Origin of the sequence: Dyella psychrodurans, assembly GCF_003363265.1 — a bacterium.
Classification (GTDB): Bacteria; Pseudomonadota; Gammaproteobacteria; order Xanthomonadales; family Rhodanobacteraceae; genus Dyella_B; species Dyella_B psychrodurans.
On record NZ_QRBF01000005.1, the window covers coordinates 1 to 24,120 of the forward strand.

Annotated in this window: 24 protein-coding genes and 4 tRNA genes; 8 read left to right on the forward strand and 20 right to left on the reverse strand. The window is 61.5% G+C overall.

What is annotated here, in order from left to right:
- The 14 genes from DWU99_RS13135 to DWU99_RS13200 form a co-directional block, all read right to left on the reverse strand.
- A partial coding sequence (locus tag DWU99_RS13135) for a GTP-binding protein (RefSeq protein ID WP_032978997.1) occupies positions 1–90 on the reverse strand: 90 nt, incomplete at its 3' end.
- An 84-nt stretch (positions 91–174) separates the two neighbouring features.
- Positions 175–250: transfer RNA gene (locus DWU99_RS13140), tRNA-Thr, on the reverse strand.
- Between the two features lie 24 nt (positions 251–274).
- A tRNA-Gly gene (locus DWU99_RS13145) sits at positions 275–348 on the reverse strand.
- Between the two features lie 96 nt (positions 349–444).
- Positions 445–530: transfer RNA gene (locus DWU99_RS13150), tRNA-Tyr, on the reverse strand.
- Positions 531–634: 104 nt separating this feature from the next.
- Positions 635–1,123: an acyl-CoA thioesterase gene (locus tag DWU99_RS13155; protein WP_115478887.1), complete on the reverse strand. Its 489-nt coding sequence runs from the start codon at positions 1,121–1,123 to the stop codon at positions 635–637.
- A 41-nt stretch (positions 1,124–1,164) separates the two neighbouring features.
- Positions 1,165–1,662: a GNAT family N-acetyltransferase gene (locus DWU99_RS13160; protein WP_115478533.1), complete on the reverse strand. Its 498-nt coding sequence runs from the start codon at positions 1,660–1,662 to the stop codon at positions 1,165–1,167.
- 97 nt (positions 1,663–1,759) lie between these two features.
- Positions 1,760–2,851: a redox-regulated ATPase YchF gene (ychF, locus tag DWU99_RS13165; RefSeq protein ID WP_115478534.1), complete on the reverse strand. Its 1,092-nt coding sequence runs from the start codon at positions 2,849–2,851 to the stop codon at positions 1,760–1,762.
- A gap of 60 nt (positions 2,852–2,911) precedes the next feature.
- Positions 2,912–3,496: an aminoacyl-tRNA hydrolase gene (gene pth, locus DWU99_RS13170; protein WP_115478535.1), complete on the reverse strand. Its 585-nt coding sequence runs from the start codon at positions 3,494–3,496 to the stop codon at positions 2,912–2,914.
- Positions 3,497–3,582: 86 nt separating this feature from the next.
- Positions 3,583–4,254, reverse strand: coding sequence for a 50S ribosomal protein L25/general stress protein Ctc (locus DWU99_RS13175; RefSeq protein WP_115478536.1), 672 nt, complete (start codon positions 4,252–4,254; stop codon positions 3,583–3,585).
- 263 nt (positions 4,255–4,517) lie between these two features.
- Positions 4,518–5,456 (reverse strand): ribose-phosphate diphosphokinase, encoded by a 939-nt coding sequence (locus DWU99_RS13180; RefSeq protein ID WP_115478537.1) that lies wholly within the window; start codon positions 5,454–5,456, stop codon positions 4,518–4,520.
- A 51-nt stretch (positions 5,457–5,507) separates the two neighbouring features.
- Positions 5,508–5,584 (reverse strand) — tRNA-Gln (locus DWU99_RS13185).
- 29 nt (positions 5,585–5,613) lie between these two features.
- The gene (gene ispE / locus DWU99_RS13190) at positions 5,614–6,999 is read right to left on the reverse strand and encodes a 4-(cytidine 5'-diphospho)-2-C-methyl-D-erythritol kinase (protein ID WP_115478538.1); all 1,386 of its coding nucleotides are present in this window, start codon (positions 6,997–6,999) and stop codon (positions 5,614–5,616) included.
- A 64-nt stretch (positions 7,000–7,063) separates the two neighbouring features.
- The gene (gene lolB / locus DWU99_RS13195) at positions 7,064–7,672 is read right to left on the reverse strand and encodes a lipoprotein insertase outer membrane protein LolB (RefSeq protein ID WP_115478539.1); all 609 of its coding nucleotides are present in this window, start codon (positions 7,670–7,672) and stop codon (positions 7,064–7,066) included.
- Positions 7,669–9,408: a tetratricopeptide repeat protein gene (locus DWU99_RS13200; RefSeq protein WP_199535799.1), complete on the reverse strand. Its 1,740-nt coding sequence runs from the start codon at positions 9,406–9,408 to the stop codon at positions 7,669–7,671. Before DWU99_RS13200 ends, lolB begins: the two co-directional genes overlap by 4 nt.
- A gap of 96 nt (positions 9,409–9,504) precedes the next feature.
- Here DWU99_RS13200 and hemA point away from each other — a divergent pair, with 96 nt between their 5' ends.
- The 4 genes from hemA to ppk2 all read left to right on the forward strand — a co-directional run bounded on the left by hemA (position 9,505) and on the right by ppk2 (position 14,981).
- Positions 9,505–10,779 carry a glutamyl-tRNA reductase gene (gene hemA, locus DWU99_RS13205; protein ID WP_115478540.1) on the forward strand — a complete coding sequence of 425 codons (1,275 nt, stop codon included), beginning with the start codon at positions 9,505–9,507 and terminating at the stop codon, positions 10,777–10,779.
- A gap of 77 nt (positions 10,780–10,856) precedes the next feature.
- Entirely contained in the window at positions 10,857–11,936 is a 1,080-nt protein-coding gene (gene prfA / locus DWU99_RS13210; protein ID WP_115478541.1) for a peptide chain release factor 1, read from the forward strand.
- Between the two features lie 146 nt (positions 11,937–12,082).
- Complete coding sequence (locus tag DWU99_RS13215; protein WP_115478542.1) at positions 12,083–14,185, forward strand: O-linked N-acetylglucosamine transferase, SPINDLY family protein; 2,103 nt, start codon at positions 12,083–12,085, stop codon at positions 14,183–14,185.
- A 16-nt stretch (positions 14,186–14,201) separates the two neighbouring features.
- Complete coding sequence (ppk2, locus tag DWU99_RS13220) at positions 14,202–14,981, forward strand: polyphosphate kinase 2 (protein ID WP_115478543.1); 780 nt, start codon at positions 14,202–14,204, stop codon at positions 14,979–14,981.
- 14 nt (positions 14,982–14,995) lie between these two features.
- Here ppk2 and DWU99_RS13225 read toward each other — a convergent pair whose 3' ends face one another.
- From DWU99_RS13225 to DWU99_RS13235, 3 genes are read right to left on the reverse strand one after another with little or no spacing between them, the layout of a single operon-like run.
- Positions 14,996–15,262, reverse strand: a complete 267-nt coding sequence (locus DWU99_RS13225; RefSeq protein WP_115478544.1) for an acylphosphatase — start codon at positions 15,260–15,262, stop codon at positions 14,996–14,998.
- Between the two features lie 4 nt (positions 15,263–15,266).
- Positions 15,267–15,746, reverse strand: coding sequence for a TlpA family protein disulfide reductase (locus DWU99_RS13230; protein WP_115478545.1), 480 nt, complete (start codon positions 15,744–15,746; stop codon positions 15,267–15,269).
- Positions 15,743–17,017 carry a YihY family inner membrane protein gene (locus DWU99_RS13235; protein WP_115478546.1) on the reverse strand — a complete coding sequence of 425 codons (1,275 nt, stop codon included), beginning with the start codon at positions 17,015–17,017 and terminating at the stop codon, positions 15,743–15,745. The genes DWU99_RS13230 and DWU99_RS13235 overlap by 4 nt, the downstream gene beginning before the upstream one ends.
- A 65-nt stretch (positions 17,018–17,082) precedes the next feature.
- On the opposite strand from DWU99_RS13235, the gene wrbA reads away from it, so the two are divergent.
- Both wrbA and DWU99_RS13245 read left to right on the forward strand, forming a co-directional pair.
- The gene (gene wrbA / locus DWU99_RS13240; RefSeq protein WP_115478547.1) at positions 17,083–17,679 is read left to right on the forward strand and encodes an NAD(P)H:quinone oxidoreductase; all 597 of its coding nucleotides are present in this window, start codon (positions 17,083–17,085) and stop codon (positions 17,677–17,679) included.
- Positions 17,679–18,035: a DUF2069 domain-containing protein gene (locus DWU99_RS13245; RefSeq protein WP_115478548.1), complete on the forward strand. Its 357-nt coding sequence runs from the start codon at positions 17,679–17,681 to the stop codon at positions 18,033–18,035. The genes wrbA and DWU99_RS13245 overlap by 1 nt, the downstream gene beginning before the upstream one ends.
- Here the strand turns inward: DWU99_RS13245 and DWU99_RS13250 are convergent.
- Entirely contained in the window at positions 18,032–18,817 is a 786-nt protein-coding gene (locus DWU99_RS13250; protein ID WP_115478549.1) for an acyl-CoA thioesterase, read from the reverse strand. The genes DWU99_RS13245 and DWU99_RS13250 overlap by 4 nt on opposite strands.
- Before the next feature lie 106 nt (positions 18,818–18,923).
- On the opposite strand from DWU99_RS13250, the gene DWU99_RS13255 reads away from it, so the two are divergent.
- Both DWU99_RS13255 and DWU99_RS13260 read left to right on the forward strand, forming a co-directional pair.
- A complete protein-coding gene (locus tag DWU99_RS13255; RefSeq protein ID WP_115478550.1) occupies positions 18,924–20,567 on the forward strand; it encodes an acyl-CoA dehydrogenase family protein in 1,644 nt (547 codons plus the stop codon).
- A gap of 62 nt (positions 20,568–20,629) precedes the next feature.
- The gene (locus DWU99_RS13260) at positions 20,630–21,127 is read left to right on the forward strand and encodes an asparaginase domain-containing protein (RefSeq protein WP_115478551.1); all 498 of its coding nucleotides are present in this window, start codon (positions 20,630–20,632) and stop codon (positions 21,125–21,127) included.
- A 6-nt stretch (positions 21,128–21,133) separates the two neighbouring features.
- Here DWU99_RS13260 and DWU99_RS13265 read toward each other — a convergent pair whose 3' ends face one another.
- Both DWU99_RS13265 and DWU99_RS13270 read right to left on the reverse strand, forming a co-directional pair.
- The gene (locus tag DWU99_RS13265) at positions 21,134–21,688 is read right to left on the reverse strand and encodes a Csu type fimbrial protein (protein WP_115478552.1); all 555 of its coding nucleotides are present in this window, start codon (positions 21,686–21,688) and stop codon (positions 21,134–21,136) included.
- Positions 21,681–24,113, reverse strand: a complete 2,433-nt coding sequence (locus tag DWU99_RS13270) for a fimbria/pilus outer membrane usher protein (RefSeq protein WP_115478553.1) — start codon at positions 24,111–24,113, stop codon at positions 21,681–21,683. Before DWU99_RS13270 ends, DWU99_RS13265 begins: the two co-directional genes overlap by 8 nt.
- Between the last annotated feature and the right edge of the window lie 7 nt (positions 24,114–24,120).

Consider the following 24,120-nt stretch of genomic DNA (forward strand, 5'->3'; position numbering starts at 1 on the left):
CGCCGTCAGCGTCGTCTTGCCGTGGTCCACGTGACCGATCGTGCCCACGTTCACGTGCGGCTTGGTGCGTTCGAATTTACCCTTTGCCATGAGCGCTAAATCCCGATGGAGTCAATGAGTGAAGGAAAGAAACTGAACAAGGATATCAAGCGATACCGCGGCAGTCGCGTGCGGTGGTGCTCATGACTGGAATCGAACCAGCGACCTCTTCCTTACCAAGGAAGTGCTCTACCGACTGAGCTACATGAGCACAAAAACACAGCGACGAGATCAATGGAGCGGGAGACGGGAATCGAACCCGCACCATCAGCTTGGAAGGCTGAGGTTCTACCATTGAACTACTCCCGCCCTGCGCGGAACTCGTCTATCGGACCGCATTGGCGCATTCAACCGCTTTTGCGATCCTGCCTTCCAGCCAGACCTCGGTCACCCGAGGAAATCGACTGGTGGAGGGAGGTGGATTCGAACCACCGAAGGCGTAAGCCAGCAGATTTACAGTCTGCCCCCGTTGGCCGCTTGGGTATCCCTCCAACAAAGAACGGCTATTGTGTGGATCGGGGCTTTGCGTGTCAACACCCAACGGGATCGAAACGGCCGATTTTTCGCGATTTTCCGGCGTTGCCGACGCTGTCGTTCAGTCGTTTCCGGCACTGCGCGTGTCGACCAGTTGCTCCATGCGCTTGGAGAGTTCCAGCAAGTGCAGCGCGTTTTCCTGCAGGCGACGTTCGTTGTCGTTGCGAGGCGACCACGGCGGCACGGGCGTGGGCTTGCCATCAGGCTTGTCCAGCGCCACGAACACCATCACGCAGCTGGTGGCCAGGCGCTCCTCGTTGGTGCGCAAATCGCGCGCGAGCACGTCAACCGCCATCTGCATGCTGGACTTGCCAGTGTGGATCAGCTTTGCGCGCACATTGACCAGATCGCCGATCAAGATCGGCTTCACGAACTGAATGCCGCTGACGGCTGCCGTGACACAGTACGCGCCGCTCCAGCCTACAGCGCAGGCGTAACCGGCCTGGTCGATCCACTTCATCACCATGCCGCCGTGCACCTTGCCGCCAAAATTGACATCGGTCGGCTGCGCCAGAAAGCGGAGGGTCACTTCATTCTGCTGGCCTGACATGCGATCTCCAATGAACTGAATCGACGACGGGTAAAGGCGCATTATGCGCCTTTGCCGCCCGGCGCTGGCAGCACGAGCTTCATGGGCGTGGTCATCAAGCCGCTTGGCGAAGGCCGCTCGGGACCTGTCGCGCGAAAACCCATATGCCGATAGACCGGCACGGCACAGCGGGTGGCATTGAGCGTGAAGCGGCGAGTACCGGCACGACGCACGGCATCCTGCATGGTCCGCACCCACAATCGGCGTGCAAAACCACGGCCTTGGTATTTTGTGCTTATAAAGAATTGCACCAGATGGCAGTCGTCCCGCATCGCCGAGACGCCAACGAGTTGCTCTCCCAGATAGCCAAGATGAAAGCGCTGCCCATCGATGATTTTTTCGCGCAACGCGCGAGCACTTAGACGCGAAAGCAACGCCTGCCCTGCCTCGAAGGTTTGATCCGGCAGAATCCATCGACATGCGATGCGGCGTATCAATACTCCGACCGCACGCGCATCGTCGGGCCGACCAAGGCGCATGCGCAGAACTGGCTGGGACATGTGAAATTCCGTGCTGTTGAATGTTCTCGCGTCACATAAATCGTTGCACGAAAAAGCCCCGCTTGCGCGGGGCTTGAACATTCGATCACACGATGACTCAAACGTTGAACAGGAAGTGCAGTACGTCGCCGTCCTTCACGACATAATCCTTGCCTTCCTTGCGCAAACGCCCTGCCGCGGCCGCACCGGACTCGCCTTTGTATTGAATGAAGTCGTCATATGACACGGTTTCGGCGCGGATAAAACCGCGCTCGAAATCGGTATGGATCACACCCGCGGCCTGCGGCGCGGTAAACCCGCGCTTGATCGTCCACGCGCGCACTTCCTTGACGCCAGCCGTGAAGTAGGTCTGCAGGTTGAGCAGCTTGTAGCCGGCGCGAATCACGCGGTTGAGGCCCGGCTCATCCAGACCGAGGTCTTTGAGGAATTCGTCGCGATCGGCGTCGTCGAGTTGCGAGAGCTCTTCTTCGATGGCAGCGCACACCGGCACCACTTCGGCGCCTTCCGACACGGCGCGCTGACGCACGGCGTCGAGGTGCGGATTGTTCTCGAAACCGTCTTCGCGCACGTTGGCGATGTACATCAAGGGCTTCAGCGTGAGCAGGAAAAGATCGCGCACAAGCGCCTTTTCCTCATCGTCCAGCCCCAGACTGCGAGCCGTTTTGCCTTCGTTGAGGCCTGCGGCGAGTTTCTGCAGCACGGGCCTCTTGGCGATCGCTTCTTTGTCGTTGGCTTTCGCAGCGCGCTCGACACGGTTGAGCGCCTTTTCGACGGAATCGAGATCGGCCAGCGCCAGTTCGGTATCGATGGTTTCGATGTCGGCGATGGGATCGATCTTGCCCGCCACATGGATGATGTCGCTGTGCTCAAAGCAGCGCACAACGTGCGCGATAGCATCGACTTCGCGGATATGCGCGAGGAATTTGTTACCCAGCCCTTCGCCTTTCGATGCACCAGCCACCAGGCCTGCGATATCGACGAATTCCACGGCGGTGGGAATCACCTTCTGCGGATTGACGATATCCGACAGCGCCTGCAAGCGCGGATCGGGCACCGGCACCACGCCCACGTTCGGCTCGATGGTGCAGAACGGAAAGTTCGCCGCGGCAATGCCCGCCTTGGTCAATGCATTGAACAGGGTGGATTTGCCGACGTTAGGCAGGCCGACGATGCCGCATTTGATGCCCATGATGTGGATCCGAAAAGAAAAATCGTAACGAAGAGGAATAGTAAACCGGCACGATGACGGTCAACGATTCCCCGGTGTATGAAGTTGCTGCATCGCCTTGTCGAACTGCCCGTCGACAGCCAGCGGCAGCACGTCGAGCGCACGCGCAACACCATCGAGCATGGCGTCTTCATCCTTCACCGAGGGACGCCCCAACACCCACGGTGTCACCTGATCGCGATGACCGGGATGGCCGATGCCGATGCGCATGCGGTGAAATTTTCCATGCCCGAGATGCGCAATGATGTCGCGCAGGCCGTTCTGGCCGCCGTGCCCGCCATCGAACTTGAGCCGCACGCTGCCTGCGGGAAGATCCAGGTCATCGTGCGCGACCAGGCACTCTTCGGGCTCGATCTTGTAGTAGCGCAACGCCGAGGCGACGGCGATGCCACTCTTGTTCATGAAGGTGGCGGGCTTGAGCAGCCACACCGGTTCGCCGTCGATGCGCACCTTGCAGGTTTCGCCATGCAGCTTGCCGTCGAAGCCGAAGCGCTCGCCCTGCCCCGATGCGAGGGCGTCAACAAACCAGAACCCGGCGTTGTGCCGGGTTCTGAGGTATTCGGCACCGGGATTGCCCAGTCCGACGATGAGTCGTAGACCTGCCATGTATCAGGTGGTCCCGCGGCTGCAAGGTGAGCTTCTCACCCCAGCCCTCTCCCCGGAGGAGAGAGGGGACGTGAGGCCATAGCGACTTACTTCTTGGGCTGTTCCTTGGAAGCCTCGGCAGCCGGCTTGGCGGCTTCGCCTTCGGCACCCTCGACAGCCGGTGCTTCGTCGACTTCTTCCTGCACGGTCACGGCCGTAACCACGGCAGCGTCGTGATCGGCACCCAGGTGCAACGCAACGATTTCCACGTCGGCCGGCAGCTTGAGGTCCGACAGATGGACGATATCGCCCGGCTTCAGGTCGGCCAGATCGAGCTCGATGTACTCCGGCAGATCCTTCGGCAAGCAGGAAACTTCAACTTCGTTGAGGTTGTGCGAGATGACCACGCCAGCCGTCTTGCCGGCCTGGGACTTCTCCTGGTTGAGGAAGTGGATCGGCACATTCACGCGAATCGCTTCGTTCTCGTTGATGCGCAGGAAGTCCATGTGCAGCATCTGCTGCTTGAACGGATGCTTCTGCCAGTCGCGCACCAGCACCTTCTGCACCTTGCCGTCGACGTTCAGGTCGAGCACGGAGGAGAAGAACCACTCGTGCTTGGCGGCGAGCAGGATGGTGTTGTGCTCGATCTGGATGCTTTCGGGGGACTGCCCCGCACCGTAAACAACGGCCGGCACAAAGGACGCACGACGCAGGCGGCGGCTCGCACCTTTCCCCTCGTCTTTGCGGCTCTGAGCCAGAATCTCATGAGTCTTAGCCATGTCAGTATTGCCTTAAGGTTTTGGAAGCCGCCTCACGGCAGCCGGATTGACTCTCCCGCGACCAGAAGAGCCGAAAGGTCCGCTCGCGCGGACGGAAAAGCGCACAAGTATACAGAAAACGAGGGCTTGGGCCTACTCCCTATGCCCTGCGGGAACAGGGCTGGGGTGAGGCCCATCTTGCGAATAGGCCGCCGACACGGGCCGGGCAAGGGCCGTCCCTCACCTCGATCCTCTCCCAGGAAGGGAGAGGAAGAAGGGCAAAGTCAGTCGATGTAAAGCGAACTGACCGACTCACCGAAGGCGATACGGCGAATCGTCTCGGCCAGCAGTTCGGCCACCGACAACTGGCGGATCTTGGCGCAAGCCTTCGCATCATCGCGCAGCGGCAGCGTATTGGTGACCACCAGCTGGTCGAGCTGGGAGCCTTCGAGATTGCGGATCGCCGCCCCGGAGAGCACCGGATGCACGCAGTACGCCACCACCTTGCGGGCGCCGCGTTCCTTGAGGGCCGCGGCCGCGGCGCACAGGGTACCGGCGGTGTCGACGATGTCGTCCACCATCACGCAAGTCTTGCCCTCGACGTCGCCGATGATGTTCATCACCGTGGCCACATTGGCCTTCGGACGGCGTTTGTCGATGATGGCCAGATCGGCGTCGTCCAGGCGCTTGGCGATGGCGCGCGCACGCACCACGCCGCCCACGTCCGGGCTGACCACGATCAGATCGTCCATGCTGTAGCTGCGCCAAATGTCCGCCAGCAGGATCGGCGATGCGTAGACGTTATCGACCGGGACGTCGAAGAAGCCCTGGATCTGGTCGGCATGCAGGTCCACCGTCAGCACGCGGTCCACACCGGCAGTGCCGATCAGGCGGGCAACGAGCTTGGCCGTGATCGGCACGCGTGCGGAGCGCGGGCGGCGATCCTGGCGGGCGTAGCCGAAGTACGGAATGACGGCGGTCACGCTGGCCGCCGAGGCGCGTTTGAGCGCATCCACCAGCGTCAGCAGCTCGAACAGGTTCTCCGCGCTCGGCGCGCCGGTCGGCTGCAGCACGAACACTTCCTGCCGGCGGACGTTTTCTTCGATTTCGATCTGTACTTCGCCGTCGCTGAACTTGCCGACAAGCGCCTTGCCTAGCGGCACGCCAAGTCGATGAGCGACGTCTTCGGCAAGAGCACGGTGAGCGTTGCCGGTAAACAGCATCGGGCTGGACGTATCCACGTTTGTTCCCTCGAAAACCAGGCCATTGAAAAATGGCTGGGGCGGTAGGATTCGAACCTACGCATGCGGGAATCAAAATCCCGTGCCTTAACCAGCTTGGCGACGCCCCAGTGTTCAGCTTGTTGTAGTTTGCTTCGGATCAGTCGACAGCGCCATGACGCGACAACGCCCGTTGCAGCGGCGACCGACTCACGCCCTCGGCCACCCAGGCCGTAAACGAAGCCGGACAGCGCCCGACAATGTCTTCAGCCTGCTCGACCGTTGCCGTTTCGAGGAAAACGCAACCGCCACCGCCTGAAAGCCGCGCATGGCCGCAACTTCCGAGCCAATCGAGCGCCGCGGCAACCCGCGGGTGGCGCGCGCGAACGAGCGGTTCGAATGCGTTCTCCAGCGTTTCGCCGGAAGCAAAGGATGAAATTGTGGCTGGGGGAGCATTACGTGTCAATTCAGTTGCTTGAAATAAATCGCCCGTCGACACGCGTTCATGCGGATCGACCAGCACATACCAGCGCCGCGGCAGGCTGATCGGCTTGAAGTGCTCGCCCACGCCCGACACCCATGCGGAGCGACCCAGTACGAACACCGGCACATCCGCGCGCAATGTCCGTCCGAGCGTCACCAGTTCATCGACGCTCGCGCGGCATTTCCACAGATGGTTGAGCGCGACCAGCACCGTTGCAGCGTCGGAAGCACCGCCCCCAAGGCCCATGCCGATCGGAATGCGCTTGTCGATGTCGATGTCCACGCCTGCATGAATGCCGGCATGCGCGCGCAGCGACGCGGCCGCACGCACCATCAGATTCTGCTCCGCCGACACATCCGCCACGGTGCCCAGCAAGCGAATCACCCCGTCTTCGCGCACGCGCAAACGAATTTCGTCGCCCCAGTCGAGCATTCGAAAAACCGTTTGCACGTCGTCGTGCCCCTCCGCGTGCTGCCCGATGATGCGCAGAAACAAACTAAGTTTTGCCGGCGCAGGCCAGACGCTCCACTCGCTCGCAGCAGGCGAAGACAATGGGCGCGACATGAAGACGCGCAACGCATCGGGAAATCCGTTTTCGCGATCGCGATCGCGCGCATAGGCGAACGCAGGGTCGTGTTTGTCGACGATGGTGAACCCGTGCCTGGCGTAGAACGGAGCATTCCACGGCACGTCGGCCAAGGTACCCAAATCGACACGGCGATAACCTGCCGCCCTCGCCCACTCGCACGCGCTTTCCAACAGGGCCGCACCTATGCCGCGGCGACTGTAAGCGGGCAGCACATCGATTTCGGCAATGCCCACGACATCGCCGCCCTGCTCCGTGTCGAGCCAAACGAAACCTACGGGTTCATCGCGTTCGTCGTCCAACGCCACCCATACGAGACCTCGCCGGATCGCCTCTTCCAGCAATTCGGGCGGAATCGACATCGACGCGTAGAACGGCCACGCCGCATGGCCGCGAAACATCTGCACGGCGGCACGTTCGATGGCGCAAATGGGGTCGATGTGCGTCGTGGCAGCGCGTTCGATACGAAATGTCATGGATGGCGATTCAACGGCCGAAAGAGGCGAAGACATCAAGCGTAATGCATGCGCGATGAATCGCTCACTGCATCGTCCACGACTCGATGGCCAGCTTCACGGTGAACGGAGGTTTCTTGGCGAAGACCTTGGTCGGCAAAGGCGGCTGGCGCGTGCTGTCCCATGCGGGATACGTGACGTTCCATCCATCCTGTAGCAGCGAAGAAGGCAGTCGATTGTCGCCGAAGCTCAGCTGGGACTCCGCGCCTTGGGCGCGCAAACCCAGTACCCACGCGCGCAATTCGCTGAGCGGAACATCCCAGTTCAGCACGCGCCGCATCAAAGCCTCGGCATCCGGACCACTCTGCGGACCGCCATCGAGACCATCCAGCACGGCGCCATCGGGGCCGCCTGTGAGGCGAAAACTCTTGCCGGTAATGGGCGCGCGCAATGTGAATTCGTAACGGTCTCCGTTCTGCGTCCAGGTGAGATTTCCGCTGCCGCCGTCCTGGCCATTCGACACGAACAGATGTCCTTGCAAGGTCCAATGATCGGCATCGGCCAATTGCTTTTCGCGCGCATCCTGCTGCGCCAATGAAACGGCATCGCCTTGATTGCGAACGAGCTGTTGCGGCGCACAGGCAGCCAGCAGCAGCAGAGCGAGCGCTGCAAGAATACGTAGCGATGATTTCATGGTTCGAGGCGCTTCAAGGTTTCTTGCAGGCTGACATTGCCGGGATCCATCTGACGTACCTGATCGAAGACCTGCTGTGCCTGCTCGTGCTGTCCCTGCTTCCAAAGCACTTCACCCAGATGCACGCCCACATCGGCGTCTTTGCCGGATTGCCATGCGCCACGCAGAATCTGCGTCGCCTCGTTGAGATGGCCGAGCCGGTATTGCAACCAACCCCAGGAGTCGGCAATGGACGGATCATTCGGCTTTGCCGCGCGCGCCGCGGCAATCAACTTCTCCGCCTCGGGCAGATCGCGGCCGGCATCCGCAAGCGTAAATCCCAGGGCATTGCTGGCATCGACATCATCGGGCTTGATCTGCAGCAAACGACGGAAATCAGCGACGGCAAGATCGATCTTGCCGATTTCCGCATACGCCAACCCTCTTCCGTAAAGCAGATCCGGATCGTCGGGCACGACCTGCAGCGCATGCGTGAACGCGTTGGTGGCTTCCGCATAGCGTTTTTCGCGCAGATACAGATCGGCGTCCACTTCGTAAGCACGGCGCAGTTGCGCGGGCTGATCGAGGTAATCCGTCTGCATTTCGGCCAGTTGCTGATGCGCCTCCGCGCTACGCCCCAATCCCTGCAGCAAAATCGCGCTGCGCAAGTCGGCGTCGAAGGCATGATCGTCGTCGTCAGGCACCTGGTCGTACCACTTCAGCGCTTCTTCCTTGCGATCGAGCACTTCGGCCAATTGACCCAGCAAATAGGCGCTCGCGCTGCGCACATCGGCCGGTGCGCCCGACAGCTGCTGGTAGACCTGTTCGAGTGTTTTGTTGTCTTTCGCGTTAGCTGCCAGCGCGGCGCGCATGGCATAGGTCTGCGCGTTTTGCGGACCTTTTTCCAGCAGATGCGAGGCCTGCGCATACTGGCCGCTCTGGCCGAGCAAGGATGCGTAAGTCAAACGCAGACCGATATTGTTGGGATCTTTCACCTGTGCCTGACGCAGCAGGCTGAGACCGCCGCTGCGGTCGCCGTTGTCGAGCTTCAGCTGGGCGGCCCAGGCGTACGTCTCCGCCGTGCCGAAGCGCTTCATGGCGCCATCCGCCACTTGCTCGGCGTAGGCATGGCGACTGAGTTGCTCGCCCAGCTCGCTCATCGCCAGCCATGCCTTGGGGTCGGGCGGCAGGTGATCGGGCGTGGCCAGCGATTCAAGCAGGCTCGACGCCAGTGCCGCGTCACGGCTGCCGATCAGCACACGGCCGAACATGCGCCAGGCATCCTTGTCGCCGCTGGACAACAACAATGACAGCTGGCGCCTGGCCTCGTCGGTGTGCCCCTGCTCCACCGCCAGTTCGGCACGCGCCTGTGCCAGTTGCGCCTTCGACGCACCCAGCGCCTGCCAGCGATCGATGGCACGGCCGGCGGCATCCGGATCGTGGATGGCGATCGCCAGCGCGGTGGATTTGCCGGCCACCTCGGGATCCGTCGAAAGCATCATCGCCGTGCCGTAGGCCTGCGAGGCGACCTTGAGATCGGCCCTCGACAACGCCAATTCACCGGCTAGGAGCTGGGCAAGCAGGTCATGGTCCGGATCCGGAGTGGCCACCGTCATGCGCGCCAGCGGCTGCGGCGACGCCTTCGATGCGACACCCGCCCGGTTGGGCAGTACGGCGCATCCGGCGACACCCAGCACCACCAACCCACCAGCTACAAACTGCCGCACTTGCTTGAACTTGACCGTCCCGCTCAGCACACTATTCCTCCAACCATCCGACGGTTCCGGTCAAATCTACCGGTCACGCCTAGTCTACGCCGGCCAACGCCCGACGCCTCCCATTTGCATCACGACATGAAGCTGATCGCCCTCGGGCTCAACCATCTCACCGCGCCGGTCAGCCTGCGCGAACAGGTGGCGTTCGACGAGGATGCGACCAGCGCCGCGTTGCGCGAACTCGCAAACCAGCCCGGCGTCGACGAAGCGATGATCCTGTCCACCTGCAACCGGACCGAGCTTTACGTCAGCGTAACGGCCGGCGCCGAAAACGTGCCGCAGGAATGGCTCAATCGTCATCATCATCTGACTCCCGGCAAGCTCGACGAGTTCCTTTATCGCCATGATGACGAAGCGGCCGTGAGGCATATGTTTCGAGTCGCCACGGGCCTCGATTCGATGGTGCTGGGCGAACCGCAGATTCTCGGCCAGGTGAAAGACGCCTATCAGCAGGCGCGCGACATCAACGCGCTGAAAACACCCATGGATCGCCTGCTGCAACACACGTTCGCGGTGGCCAAGCGCGTACGCACGGATACGCGCATCGGTGCGCACACCGTTTCGGTGGCGTTTACGGCGGTGCGCCTGGCCGAGCGCGTCTTTACCGATTTGCGACAGGCCTGCGTCCTGTTGATCGGCGCGGGCGACACGATCGAACTGGCCGTGAGACACCTCGCGGAAAAACAGGTCCGCCGCCTGATCGTCGCCAACCGGACGCTGGAAAACGCGCAAGAACTCGCGAGCCGCTACGGGGGATACGCGATTTCCTTGCTCGACCTGCCCCAGCACTTGGCCGAGGCAGACATCGTGATTTCCTCCACGGCGGCACGCCAGCCCATACTTACTCGCACGATGGTGGAAAAAGCCATCGCGGCTCGCCGCCGCAAACCCATGTTCATGGTCGACATTGCCGTACCGCGCGATATCGAACCGGCCGTCGGTGAGCTGGACGACGTTTATCTCTACGGCATCGACGATCTTCGCCAGGTGATCGACGACAACCGCCGCTCACGCGAGAACGCCGCCCGCGAAGCCGATGCGATCATCGACTTGCAAGTCGAGCGTTACATGGCCTGGCGCCGTGCGCTCACCGTCAAGAATCCGGCCCTGGATCTTCGCCAGCACGCCGAAATCTATCGCGACGAAGTGCTGGAGAAAGCCCGCGCCATGCTCGCGCGCGGCAAATCGCCGGATGAGGCCCTGGCCTTTCTTGCCAACACACTGACCAACAAGCTTTTGCATCATCCCAGCGCGCGCTTGCGCGAAGCCGCGCTCAGCGGCGATCACGATCTGCTGCACGCCGCAGGCCGCCTGTACGGATTCGACGAAAAACCCGAGATCAGCGAAGAGTAGCGGGCCGGCATCGCCGCGAGCCCTTTATCATGGGTTGCCGAATTCCCCTCGTTCTCTCTCACCTGCCGCTCTCGTCGATGACCCCCTCCATCCGCAAAAAACTCGAAGCCATCGCCGAACGCCACGAGGAAATCGGCCTGCTGCTCGGTCAGGCCGACGTGCTTGCCGATACCCAGCGCTTCCGCGAACTGTCGCGCGAATACGCGCAGCTCGAACCCGTCGCGGATGCCATGCGCAAGCAGATCGGCGTGGAACGCGAACTGGCCGATGCACGCGCCATGCTCGACGATCCGGAACTGCGCGACATGGCGGCCGACGACATCGCCCAACTGGAGTCGCGCGCGATGGCATTGGACAGCCAGCTGCAATTGCTGCTGGTTCCGAAAGATCCGCGCGACGAGGCCAACCTCTTCCTCGAAGTGCGCGCCGGGTCGGGCGGCGACGAAGCCGCGATCTTCGCCGGCGATCTGTTTCGCATGTACACGCGCTACGCCGAACGGCAGCGCTGGCAGGTTGAAGTGCTGAGCGAAAACCCGGGCGAGCACGGCGGTTACAAGGAGATCGTCGCGCGCATCGAGGGCAAGGGTGCGTTCTCCCGGCTGAAGTTCGAATCGGGCGTGCACTGCGTGAAGCGCGTGCCGGCGACCGAATCGCAAGGCCGCGTGCATACCTCCACCGCCACGGTGGCGGTCCTGCCGGAACTGGACGATATCGAAGAGATCGAGCTGTCTCCGGCCGATCTGAAAATCGACACCTTCCGTGCGTCCGGCGCCGGCGGCCAGCACGTAAACAAGACCGACTCGGCCATCCGCATCACCCACCTGCCCTCCGGCATCGTGGTGGAGTGCCAGGACGAGCGCAGCCAGCACAAGAACCGCGCCCGCGCCATGAGCCTGCTCAAGGCCCGCCTGCTGGACGAGGCCCAATCCAAGCAGACCGCCGAGCAGGCCCAGTCGCGGCGATTGCAGGTAGGCACGGGCGACCGCAGCCAGCGGATCCGCACCTATCGCTACAAGGACAACCTGGTCACCGACCACCGTATCGGGCTGGATCTGTATCGTCTGCCCGACATCATGCAGGGCGACCTGGACGAACTGCTCGGCTCGCTGACCCGCGAGCACCAGGCCGACGAACTGAAGTCGCTGGCGAGCGCCTGATCCATAACAACGACCTCCCGGTCGCGGTACGCTAGAACCCAAGGGGTTCCTCGAGGCATCTCACGCCCATCGCCTTCCGGTCGCCGGACGACGACGGGCGCCGGGCGTTCGAGCGCCGTACCATCTCACCTACTCGTTTCCGGCTAATGAACGAAACCCAGCCCAACGATCTCGCCACCGTCCTGCGCAAGCTCAACGAGCTTCTGCAGCGGGACGCCAACGAGGAAGCCATCCAGGTTGCCGCCGTGGCACGCCGGGCGTTTCCGGTGGCTTCCGAGTTGATTTACCTGCATGGCGTGGCGCTGTTGCGAGTAGGGCGCCGCCGCGATGCCCAGGTCGCCATGAACCGGGCCGCGGAACTGGCACCCGGCAATATCGAGCTGCAGTGCAATCTGGCCAGCTTCGCGCTGGCCGAAGGCAAAACCCATGCGGCGATCGAGCGCCTGCGGAAAGCGCTGATCCAGGCACCGGGGCATCCCAATATTCTGCATAGCCTCGGCATGGCCTACATGACGACCGGCCAGCACATCCAGGCACGCGACGCATTCGCCCTGGCGGCGAAAAACCTGCCGCAACATCCGGCCATCCGCCTGAACCTGGCAACGGCGGAAATGGCACTGGGTCGTCTGCCGCAAGCCGAAGCGCACGTGCGCGAAGCCCTGCAGCACGAACCTTCATCCGACACTGCGCATGCCATGCTCGGGCACGTCGTGCATCTGCAACGCCGTCCAAAAGAAGCGGCAACGTCGTTGTTGCAGGCAGGCAAATTGGCCCCGGCGAACGCGCAGCACATGTTTCAGGCTGCGCTGATGCTGGATGAAGCAGGCGATTTGTTGGGCACCAACGATGCCTTTACCGAGGCGTTGGCGCGCGCACCCGATTCGATTGCCGTGACGAGCCAGTTGCTGTTTGTCCGACGCCGACTCTGCCGTTGGCAAGGTATCGACGCCCTGAGCGAGCGCGTCATGCAAGCCGTCGCGCAAGACGAACCCGGTGTGCACCCTTTCACCTTTCTCGCCGAAGACGCCGACGCCGCACTTCAATTGCGCTGCGCACGCACGTATGCCGCGCAGATCGAGCAGCAGATGAGCCCGCTGCGCCAGCAACTCAATTTGCGCCATGTCATGCCCCTTCCGGATAGCCCGATTCGCGTCGGCATGCTTTCCGAAGGGTTCCACGAGATGGCCGTCGGCCAGCACCTCGTTGCGTTGATAGAAGCCCTGGCCGACAGCGACCTGGACATCCATCTGTTTGCCATGACACCTGACGACGGCGGCGAGATTCGACGCCGTCTCTCGGCCGCCGCCACGTTGCACGATGTATCGGCGCTCTCTCGTGGGCAGCTCGCCATGCTCATTCATGGCACGGCCATCGAAATCCTGTTAGACCTCAGCGGTTATCGCGGCCGCGGCAATGCCGAAATGATGTCGCTGCGTGCCGCGCCCGTGCAAGTGAGCTGGCTCGGCTTCCCAGGCAGCTCCGGTGCTGCATGGATCGACTATGTGCTTGCCGATGCCGTGACTTTTCCGCCGGAATTGCGCGAACACGTGAGCGAAAAAGTGGTTCGATTGCCGCGATGCCCGCAACCGAACGATCCGACACGCCGTGTGGGCCCTCCGCCTACGCGGCAAGCGTGCGGCCTGCCGGAACAAGGCGTCGTCTTCGCGTGTTTCCAGGAAACCTACGCGATCAACCCGGCGGTATTCGCGCGCTGCATGCTGATTCTCAAGCAGGTGCCTGACAGCGTGCTGTGGCTGCTGACCGGTCCGGCCGACACCAATGAGCGCCTGCACAACGCAGCCAGTGCGCTCGACGTTTCGCCCGAACGCATCGTCTTCATGCCACGCATGCCCTACGCCGACTATCTGGCATGTTATGCGCACGTCGACCTGTATCTCGATACGTTGCCCATCAATACACGATCCACCGCCGCGGACGCGATCTGGGAAGGGTGTCCCGTGTTGACGCGCACAGGCGACACTATCTCCGGACGCTCGGTAACCAGCATGCTGCAGCAACTGGGTCTACCCGAACTCATCACCGGCGACAACGTATCCTTCATCGGCATGGCCACGGCCCTGGGCAACGATCCTGAAGCATTGGCGACGCTACGTCGCCACATCGACCAGCAGCGCACCCAGAATGCACTGTTCGACATGCAAGGATTCGCGCACGACTTCCGCCGTGCCATACGCGCAATCAGCGCGCGTCATCGCATTGGCCGCCCACCGACCGACGTCGACCTGTAACTCCGGGAGCATTCCGATGAGCAAGCGAGACAAGCAGTACAGCAAGCGCATGGAAGACTTGCAGTTGGAACTCGCAGGCTTGAATCGATGGCTGCAGCGTAGCGGCAAACGGTTGGCGGTGATCTTCGAGGGCCGCGATGCGGCAGGCAAAGGAGGCACGATCAAGCGCATCATCGAAAGCATGGATACGCGCGGATATCGGGTTGCCGCCCTGGGCAAGCCCGACGAAGTCGAAACCAAGCAGTGGTACTTTCAGCGCTATGTCGCGCATCTGCCTGCCGCCGGCGAATTGGTGCTGTTCGATCGCAGCTGGTACAACCGCGCCGTGGTCGAGCCACTGATGGGGTTTTGCACCAAGCCGCAGTACGAGGCCTTTCTTGCGGCCGTGCCTGCTTTCGAGAAACTGTTGACCGACGACGGCATCATCCTGCTCAAGTACTGGCTCACCGTGGACCAGAAAGAGCAGGAAGAACGCTTCGCCGATCGTGCGAACGATCCTCTCAAGCGCTGGAAACTTTCGCCCGTCGATCTTGCTTCACGCGCCAAGTACGCCGAACTCGGCCGCTTGCGCGACATCATGATCGAGCGCACGCACACGTCCAGCGCGCCGTGGTTTCTGGTGGACTTCAATGACCAGAAGCGCGGCCGCATCAACTTGATCCAGCATCTGCTGGAACAAGTGCCTCGTCACGAAGAACTCATACCACCAGTTAAACTGAAACGACTGAAAGGCAAACCCAAGCGCGAGAACGTCAGCGACAAGGCGTTATGGGTGCCAAATACGTTTGTGGAATGACGGCCAGACTTGCCTTAGGACAACACGAATCCATCGGTCGTTATATTTGCATGCTCGCTGCGCACAACCTCATCCACTTGTGCAGCGGGAGGCCCCTGCCACAGCCACTGCTCCAGTTCGCTCACCGCCTCGGCATTGCCGCAAGCGACCACTTCGACGCGACCGTCCGACAGATTCCGCGCGTAACCGCGCAACCCTAGCCTCAACGCCTGCTGACGCGTGCTGGCGCGAAAGAACACGCCCTGCACGCGACCGCTGACGAAGAAGCGCGCGCAGACCATGACATCAATGCCCGATGGCGGCAGCGAGATCGGCGGAGGTAATCGGACCCATGAAATGTTTGGCAACCCGGCCGTCCGGCCCGATCAGCCATGTGGTCGGCAAACCAAGCGGTTCGGAGAAATCCTTCAGCGGCTTGTCCATGGTGACTTGCGCGATGGGATAACTGACCGGGTGCTTGTCCAGGAACGCGCGAATGTCCGAGGGGTCGGTGTCTTCATAGGCAATGCCGATGGCGCGCACGTTGGAATGCGTGGCGACGAAATGCGCGATGTCGGGAAGCTCCTTGACACACGGTGCGCACCAGGTCGCCCAGAAATTGACGATCACCCAATGCCCCCGCTGCGACGCCAGGTCGTAAGGCTTGCCATCGAGCGTGGTCACTTTCAACGACGGCTGAGCGGGCATGGCGGCAAAAGCAGGCGCGATCCACAGGCATGCAGCCAGGAGCAGCGCCAGGATCACTGAGGAGAGCAGCAACTTCATGATTCGGATTCCGGGGTGTCGGTAGCTTGCGGGATCGTGACAGGATAAACCTTGTCCAGTCGCGTGCCCAATGTCACATCGATGGAACGCGCCAGTTCGTTCAACACCGAAAGGAGTTCCGGAGGCAGCTCGATACCGGACGCCTGCGCTTGTTTCAGCGGATTCAGCGGCAACTGATAACCGCTGTTGCAATACACACGCAGCAAATCGGTGCTGTCGAGACTGCGCGTCATCATCCAGCCGCCGGACTCTCGCCGATGGACGAGATCGGCGCGCGCAAGATCTTCGAAATAAGCGGTGATCGATTCGCTGCGCAGATACGGCTCCGCCGCACGAACGGTCGCGGGATCGAGTGCGTTTCCCGTACGCTGCGCATCGACAAAGTGGCGCAGCACCACCAACAGACCGAGAAATTCCGAACCTTCCGGCATGACGTCGCAAGGCGCCTGGTATTCAAACGCGGATACCGACGCCGCCACCGAAGCGCAAAGAATCACGATCACCCACGACAGATAAATCCACAACAGCAACAGCGGAATGATGGCGAGGGCGCCATAGATCTGCTGGTAGTTCTGCGCATGTTGGACGTAGTGGGTAAACATCCACCGCGCCAATTCGAACAGGATGGCACCGAGAAAAGCACCGATCGCCGTGTGTTTCTTGTTGACGCGGCGATTGGGAATCGTCGTGTACATCAGCCACAACGTCAGAAACGTCACGACGAGTGGCAGCGCCTTAAGCAATTCCTGCCCGATGCCAAGTTGCTCGCTCGCATCGCGGAACATCGGCACGGCGGCCACGTAGGACGTCACGGCAATACCGCCGACCACCAGGACCGGCCCCAGTGTCAGGGCAGCCCAGTAGAGCAACAGGCGCGGCCCCCAGGGCCGATGGTTGCGCACCTTCCAGATCCGATTGAGCCGATCCTCGATGCTGTTCATCATCGACACCGCGCTGAACAGCATGACCAGTATGCTTATGCCCGTGAGCTTGCGCGCATTGGAAGCAAAATCCAGCAGTGCTTTTTGTACCGTCTCGCCCGCAGCCGGCACGAAATTGGTGAACACGAAATTGATCAGCGTGTCGCGCGCTTCCTCGAACATCGGGAAGGCGGCGAACATGGCCAATACGGCCACGGTGAGCGGCACCAGCGAAACCAGCGTCGTATAGGACAGCGCGCCGGCCGTCTCGAAGCACTTGTCGTTGAGAAAGCGCTGCCAAAGAAAGTAACTAAAGGTAAGCGTGCGGTCTCGGTTGAAGCGCAGGTTCATGGGCCTAGTCAACTTCCCTGGTCTGCCCCGTACACTACCCCATCCTGTCTTAACCTCCCAAACGCATGAATGACATCCTGGTGCTCTACTACAGCCGCAACGGCCATACCGCCCAGCTGGCCCGCCTGATTGCGCGGGGCATCGAAGAGATCCCCGGGATACGTGCACGGCTGCGCCAGGTGCCCCCCGTGGCGCCGGTGACCGAGGTTGCGCAGCCGCCCGAGCCCGAAGAAGGTGCGCCTTACGTCACCAAGCAGGATCTGCACGAATGCGCCGGGCTCGCGCTGGGGAGCCCTACCCGCTTCGGCAACATGGCCGCGCCGTTGAAGCATTTCCTCGACAGCACCGGCGCCGAATGGGCCAGCGGAGCGCTGGTCGGCAAACCCGCTGCCGTCTTCACGGCTACGAGCACCATGCATGGCGGTCAGGAATCGACTCTGCTGAGCATGGCGCTACCGCTGCTCCACCACGGCATGCTGCTGCTTGGCATTCCGTATACCGAGCCGGCACTCACCAGCACGCTGAGCGGCGGCACGCCTTATGGCGCCAGCCACGTCGCCGGCGCCAAAGGCGAGAACAGCATTACCGAACACGAACGCGAACTCGCCCGCGCACTGGGCAGGCGCCTTGCCGATACCGCACGCAAGCTGGCGGCGCCGTGATGCGTGCGCCGCTTTCTCTTATGCATCGCATCGGCTTTATTACGTGGATGGCGCTGATCGCTTTGCAGTGCGCATGGTATGCATGGCTGTTTCCGCCGCAGCACCTACCGATGTGGCTTGCGCTGGCGATCGCCGTGATTCCTTTGCTGCTGCCGTTGCTCGCGCTTCGCAACATGCATCGCGCACTGCTCTGGGTCGGCATCCTCAGCTTGTTTTATTTCTGCCATGGCGTTGCGGAAAGCTGGAGTTCAGCGCAGGAGCGCGGGCCGGCGTTGCTTGAAGTACTGCTCACGCTGTTGCTAATCGGCACGCTCGGCGCCGGCGTGAAACGCCGGCCGGCCGCGAAGGCGAGTTAGCCAAATACCACCATGCTCTGGCGGCTCAACGCGATCGGTTCACCACCCGGCCCCCACAACATCACTTGTTGGCTGGTGTAACCATCTTGCGCGGCTTGCAGTTGCGCGTCGATGCGCCAGCCGTTCAACGGCAGTCCGCGGCCGTCGGCAAAGAGTTCAAGCATCCAAGTCAACGAACTGCCCGGCGCAGGTTGATCGAGCATGGACAACGCAACCGGCGGAATGAAGTCGGCGAATGCAATCACGTGCGCCTCATCGGCGACGCCGTCATCCTTGAGCGAGACTTCGACCACCTGCTCGGTCTTCGTACTCCCCGAGAAAGGAATATCGCCTTGCAGCCAGCGGGCTTCGAAATGCTGCGTGAACTGAGGTAGCAGTCCCCGCACATAGCTAAGCACATGTGTCTTGGGCATGGCCTGCACGGCCGGTTGAGATGGCAGAAGATTCAGTGTTGAAGCACGCGGCGCTCCGAACACGCCGATCACCAGGCAAACGGTGTTATCGCCGTCGATCAATCGCGCTTCCACCTGGGTCACACTTTTGCCCTGCCGCAAGATTTTCGCCGCGATACGAATGTCGCCGGCAGGCACCGGCGCAAGAAAGGCGACCTGAAGGCTGCGCAGCGGCACATCGGCCACCACCAGGGTACGCATCGCCCGCAACACCAGCGCTGCCTGGATACCTCCGAATGCGCTGCGCCCTTGCAACCAGTCCTCGCTGATCGAGGCGATCCATGTATCGCCATCGCGACGAATGCCGTCCAACACCTCCGAAAACCGCATGATCTTGCCTCCTCTAGCTGGCCGCCCATGCTATCGGATCGTCGCGACAACCCGCAGCACGCGCACCTTTGCCTATACTCGCCACAAGGCTTCGCGAGGTGCCGCCATGGGATTCCTGCAAGACGCTCCGCAACTGGCTCATCCACACCGGAACGACCGATTGTTGCTCGCGTTGCTTGATCGCGTCTTTCCGTCGAAACGCCGGGCCGCACTGGATGCCGATCTCGATGCGCTGGGCGACTACGCGCAAATGGCGTGGGAACGCAGCGGCCGCAGCACGCGCCGCAAGCCCGTACTGACGCAGTGGGATGCCTGGGGCCGTCGCGTCGATCGCATCGAACTGACCACCGCATGGACCGAAGGCCCACATCTGACGACACGCCACGCCGTTCTCGCTGCCGGGCATGAGAATCACGAGCATGCGCGCCTGGAGGAATTCGCGCGCGTTTACGTCTATCACATCGCCAGCGAGTTCTATACCTGTCCCTTGGCGATGACAGACGGTGCGGCGACGGCACTGAAAGCATCCGGTAACCCATCGCTGATCGAACGCGCGCTGCCGCATTTCCTCAGCCGCGATCCGAACCATTTTTGGCTCTCGGGCCAATGGATGACCGAGAACGCGGGCGGCTCTGACGTAGGCAATACCGAAACCGTGGCCAGGCAGGATGCCGATGGCCAATGGCGTCTCTATGGCCGCAAGTGGTTCAGTTCCGCCGTGGTCGGCGAGGCGGCGCTGGCGCTGGCCCGTCCTGAAGGCGCTGGAACCGGCACCGCGGCACTTGCATTGTTTTACGTCGAAACGATGAACGGCACCGAGCGCAAACCCGAGCTGATCATCGATCGTCTGAAAGACAAGCTAGGCACGCATGAACTGCCCACGGCGGAGATCCACCTCGACGGCTTACCGGCAACGCCTGTGAGCGAACTTGCGCATGGCGTACGGCAAGTTGCGCCGATGCTCAATGTCACGCGTACGTGGAACGCGATCTGCGCCGTCGCGAGCATGGCGCGGGCGATCGCACTGGTGCGCGATTACGCATCGCGGCGTCAGGCCTTCGGCCGCACGCTGATCGAACAACCGCTGCACGCGCAAACGCTGGCCGACATGCAGGCCGAATTCGAAGGTGCGTTCGCGCTGGCTTTCGAAGTCGCCTATTTGCTCGGTCGCGTTGAACAGAAGGTGGCGACCTTGCAGGAAACCGCTTCGCTGCGCCTGCTCACTCCGCTGGCCAAACTGTGGACGGGCAAGATGGCGGTAAGCCTCTGTTCGGAAGCACTGGAATGCTTCGGCGGCGCCGGCTACATCGAGGACACAGGATTGCCGCAGCTGCTGCGCGATGCGCAGGTATACGCGATCTGGGAAGGCACCACCAACGTACTCTCGCTGGACAGCCTGCGCGCGCTGGCCGGCAACAACAGCTTCGCCGCGCTGCGCAAGGTAATTACCGGCTGGCTGGGCGAGGCCCATAACGCCCAGGCCTCGTTCGCGATTCACGCCGCCCTCGATGCGGCAGCCACGCATATGGATGCGCAGAAGGTCGAGCGCAGCGTCCTGGAGGCCGGCGCGCGAGGCATTGCGACCACGCTGGCACGCTGCGCGGCGGCCGCCTTGATGGCACGCCAGTCGGCCTGGTCCTCGTCGCGCGGCGACGAGCGCCCCGCTGCCGCCCTGCGGCGCTTTCTCGGACACGGCCTGCTGCGCCTGTCGGACATCAGCGGCGAGGACACCCGACTGCTGACGGAATGAAACGCCGACACCGGGACGGTCTGCGGTTAAAATGCCGGCTCACCCCCCACGGCATTGCGATCATGCAGCATCTGACCATCGTCACCACCGGCGGCACCATCGACAAGATTTACTTCGACGACAAATCGGACTACAAGATCGGCGCCCCGCAGATCGGCGAAATCCTGGGCCAACTCGGCGTGGCGTTCCAGTTCGATGTGATCCCGATCCTGCGCAAGGACAGCCTGCACATCAACGCGGAAGACCGCGCGCTGATTCGCTCCACCATCGAGGCGCAACCGCATCGCCATGTGCTGGTGACGCATGGCACGGACACCATGGTGGAAACCGCCAAGGAACTCGCTTCGATCAAGGGCAAGGTGATCGTAATCACCGGTGCGCTGAACCCGGCGCGCTTCCAGGGCTCGGATGCCGTGTTCAACATCGGTTGCGCCGTCGCCGCCGTGCAGACCTTGCCTGATGGTGTTTACATCGCCATGAACGGACGCGTGTGGGACCCGGCCAAGGTGCGCAAGAATCGCGACGCCAATCGATTCGAAGAAATCAGCGGAGCGGCATAACCGCCGTCATTCCACTTCAATCGTCACCAGAATATCGTCGGAATATTCGCCCGGAACAGCATTTTGATTGGCGAAGACTCTGCCAAATGCCTCCACTTGACTGTAGTTTTGAACGATCACTTCAATAGGTTGGCTTTCGCCAGTCCCATCGCCCCACGGTATTGAACGACTCCATTCGGTATAAAGCTGGTATCGCAACGTAGCGTTGTCGCCTCCTTGATGACGCAGCAAACGGTACTCAAAGCTACCGCTGTCGGGACTGGGTGACACGGTAACCAGGAGTCTCGCCGGCTCCGTGCACCGCAGGCTCCAGCCCATCGTCATGTCCAGGTTTCGGTTTTGCCCGGATGTGTAGTTACCGAAATTGAGAACGTTGGTATCGACATGACACTCGGCCGCCGCAGGAACAGGTTCGGTATGCGGCGGCAAAGGATGTATCGACGGCGGCAGCGGATCCACCGGTTCCGCGGGTGGTGGCATCGTGAATTGGGTATACGCCGGCGCGCCAGACAAGACGAGCAGCACCGCTGCCAAGCCAAAGCGCCATATGAACTTATTCACAAGTCACCTGCCCTGCCTGCCAAATGGCCGGCCTCTCATCAGGCACATGGATCACAGCGGTACACGCGGGCGATGCACCGGGCACGTCGATGCGGTAGGCGCCGCTGGTCATATTATCCAACTCGAAAAATCCTCTATCGCCCGTGCGCTGGCTGAAAACTTCCCCGTCCGGCGCCGTTACCGTTATCGCGTAGTTATCGATGGTGCCTCCGCCGTGCGCCGGCGAGAAATGTAGCGAGCCGTTCACGGCAGAGATTTTGGGCAAAGCGAATTTCACCAAAACGCCGGCGCCGTCGGCGGGCACTACGTCGATCTTCGGCTCCAGCAAATCCACGTCCATGGGCAAATCGTCTTCGCGGACAGAAAGCGTCGTGGCGGCGTAAGGCGCCAAACTGGGCACCAGCAATGTGCCGTTGCGACCGGTGACACCTATCGGCGTACCGCCGCGATTGACACCCACGCCCGGGTAACCGACATCGGCTACGGCAAAGGCGTCGTTGATCTCCGGCGTGAGATAAACGTGGCCGCCGATCGTCGCAACCGCACCGCTGATCGAGAAATTAGTGGACTGTTGCACGAAAGAACCATCGTCCACGTCGCGGGCACCCACGTCGATCTGCGTCCAACGATTGAGCCACGTGACATGAGCATCCTTGTCGTCGATGGGGCCTTGCCAACTGTCGTAAAGCCAATAACCAAATCCACCATCGGAAGGCGGATACATGGTGGCTTCGATGTATCGCTGTGGCGGGCTGTTGGTGACGTTTCGATAGCCCGTACTCACCGTGGTGCGATTGCCGAATGGAATATAGACGGACGCGAAAATGCCACGCAGCCGCGTGCCGCCGCCAGTCGCACGCAGTCCGCTCAACGTCAATTGCCCGCGCCATGGCAATCGCAACGACCAATTTAGCGACTCGCTCGTCACCACACTGTTGTCGAAGCGATAAAGCCTGCCGACGTTGGCGGAAAGAGTTCCGACCGGCCCGAGCGCCTGCGACACAACCATCGAATAGCGATCCCGTGCGCGCAGGTCGGGAAGAATCGGCACACCGACGTTCGGCTCGCTCATACCCGGTTGGCTGACATTTTCCTGGCCGTTGCCTGTCAATGTAAGCGCATCGTCAAAATCCTTTTGCGCGTGCCGCCATTGAAACCGGAATTCCGTGTGTTGCCACACGCCGTCGAAATTCACCTCATGCGCGTAGCGATGCAGATGATCGTGCTGACGTTGCGCACTCATCAATGTGATCGTGCCAACAGGCCCCAGGCCAAATGTCATCAATGGCGAAAGGCGTCGATCGCCCTGAAGGTAACTGTCGTTGGTGCCGATGGTCCACCAATCCGTCACGCCGTAGAGATAGGCCATGCTCGCGGCTTTTCCGCTGTATCCACCCGCACCAAAACTCGCGCGAGGTGAACCAAAGCTCATATCGAAGGTATCGAAACCCGCTTTAAGCAACTCATTGCTGAAGTAGTAGGGCACGTAGTACGTGTGTTGATTACCCGCGGCGTCCGTCACCAGTACGCTGATGTTGCGCAGACCACCGTAGCCCTGCAGGCCCTGAAAGTTGAAGGGACCCGGGCCGATATTCATCGCACCGATCATGACGCCATCCATGTAGATCTGCGCCTGCGAGGGTGACTGGGCGATGCCGGACATGCTGGCCGTCGGGTTGATCACTTGCCCGGGCTGCAAGGCGTAGCTTCGCTGCAAGGTAATCCCCGCCAGGGAAAACGTGGTGCCCAAGTCGCCTGTGCTGGGCGTGTAATCGCCGACGAGAAGGCGCAAGGCATCGTTGGGCCAATCGTGATACGCAACGGTGTCGAAGCGATTGTTGCTGAATCCGGACGGTGTGCTTGATAGCACCTGCTCGTCGAAAATCGACCATCCGAACATGCGAAGGTGCGGCGACAATAGCGCCTGTTGATACGCTCGTCCTTGGGACTCGGTACGGCTATAGCTGTAATCCAGAAATCCTGACCAGGGCGGCTCGGGTGTCAACGTGCGAATCACCGGTTCGGACAGATTGACGTTTTTTCCCTTCAACAGATCGCCGGGCACGACGATATGCACCGCAAGCGCGTTGAGGTCGATCTCGTTCTCCGCCCCTTTGACGCTCTCCGGATCAAAATAGTCTTTGGCGTTGACACGCTCCAGTTTCGGTTTCGCCAGCAAACCGAATTCATCGAGCATCGACGCTGGCAATAGCACGCGTTGTCCGTCAGTCAACGCATCCTCTTCCGCGGGCTTGCCATGATTGACGTCCACCGTCAAAACGACTTCGCTCAACGTCGAATCATGATGCTCCACCGCCGGCGTCGCGGCAGCATGGATACCCGGAGCAAGGCACATGGCCAGCAACCAGCCCATGCTCCATCCACAACGATTCGCCATGGCACGGATGATCGGGATCTTGCGCACCCAGCCT

Excerpts from the sequence above, each read along its gene's own strand:
- pth (WP_115478535.1), bottom strand. The coding sequence starts at position 3,496 with ATGGCAGGTCTACGACTCATCGTCGGACTGGGCAATCCCGGTGCCGAA.
- DWU99_RS13245 (WP_115478548.1), top strand. The coding sequence starts at position 17,679 with ATGCGTGCGCCGCTTTCTCTTATGCATCGCATCGGCTTTATTACGTGG.
- DWU99_RS13160 (WP_115478533.1), bottom strand. The coding sequence starts at position 1,662 with ATGTCCCAGCCAGTTCTGCGCATGCGCCTTGGTCGGCCCGACGATGCG.
- DWU99_RS13155 (WP_115478887.1), bottom strand. The coding sequence starts at position 1,123 with ATGTCAGGCCAGCAGAATGAAGTGACCCTCCGCTTTCTGGCGCAGCCG.
- DWU99_RS13250 (WP_115478549.1), bottom strand. The coding sequence starts at position 18,817 with ATGCGGTTTTCGGAGGTGTTGGACGGCATTCGTCGCGATGGCGATACA.
- DWU99_RS13175 (WP_115478536.1), bottom strand. The coding sequence starts at position 4,254 with ATGGCTAAGACTCATGAGATTCTGGCTCAGAGCCGCAAAGACGAGGGG.
- DWU99_RS13235 (WP_115478546.1), bottom strand. The coding sequence starts at position 17,017 with ATGAACCTGCGCTTCAACCGAGACCGCACGCTTACCTTTAGTTACTTT.
- DWU99_RS13225 (WP_115478544.1), bottom strand. The coding sequence starts at position 15,262 with ATGGTCTGCGCGCGCTTCTTCGTCAGCGGTCGCGTGCAGGGCGTGTTC.
- ispE (WP_115478538.1), bottom strand. The coding sequence starts at position 6,999 with ATGACATTTCGTATCGAACGCGCTGCCACGACGCACATCGACCCCATT.
- prfA (WP_115478541.1), top strand. The coding sequence starts at position 10,857 with ATGACCCCCTCCATCCGCAAAAAACTCGAAGCCATCGCCGAACGCCAC.
- ychF (WP_115478534.1), bottom strand. The coding sequence starts at position 2,851 with ATGGGCATCAAATGCGGCATCGTCGGCCTGCCTAACGTCGGCAAATCC.
- ppk2 (WP_115478543.1), top strand. The coding sequence starts at position 14,202 with ATGAGCAAGCGAGACAAGCAGTACAGCAAGCGCATGGAAGACTTGCAG.
- wrbA (WP_115478547.1), top strand. The coding sequence starts at position 17,083 with ATGAATGACATCCTGGTGCTCTACTACAGCCGCAACGGCCATACCGCC.
- DWU99_RS13255 (WP_115478550.1), top strand. The coding sequence starts at position 18,924 with ATGGGATTCCTGCAAGACGCTCCGCAACTGGCTCATCCACACCGGAAC.
- hemA (WP_115478540.1), top strand. The coding sequence starts at position 9,505 with ATGAAGCTGATCGCCCTCGGGCTCAACCATCTCACCGCGCCGGTCAGC.
- DWU99_RS13260 (WP_115478551.1), top strand. The coding sequence starts at position 20,630 with ATGCAGCATCTGACCATCGTCACCACCGGCGGCACCATCGACAAGATT.
- DWU99_RS13230 (WP_115478545.1), bottom strand. The coding sequence starts at position 15,746 with ATGAAGTTGCTGCTCTCCTCAGTGATCCTGGCGCTGCTCCTGGCTGCA.
- DWU99_RS13215 (WP_115478542.1), top strand. The coding sequence starts at position 12,083 with ATGAACGAAACCCAGCCCAACGATCTCGCCACCGTCCTGCGCAAGCTC.
- DWU99_RS13180 (WP_115478537.1), bottom strand. The coding sequence starts at position 5,456 with ATGCTGTTTACCGGCAACGCTCACCGTGCTCTTGCCGAAGACGTCGCT.
- lolB (WP_115478539.1), bottom strand. The coding sequence starts at position 7,672 with ATGAAATCATCGCTACGTATTCTTGCAGCGCTCGCTCTGCTGCTGCTG.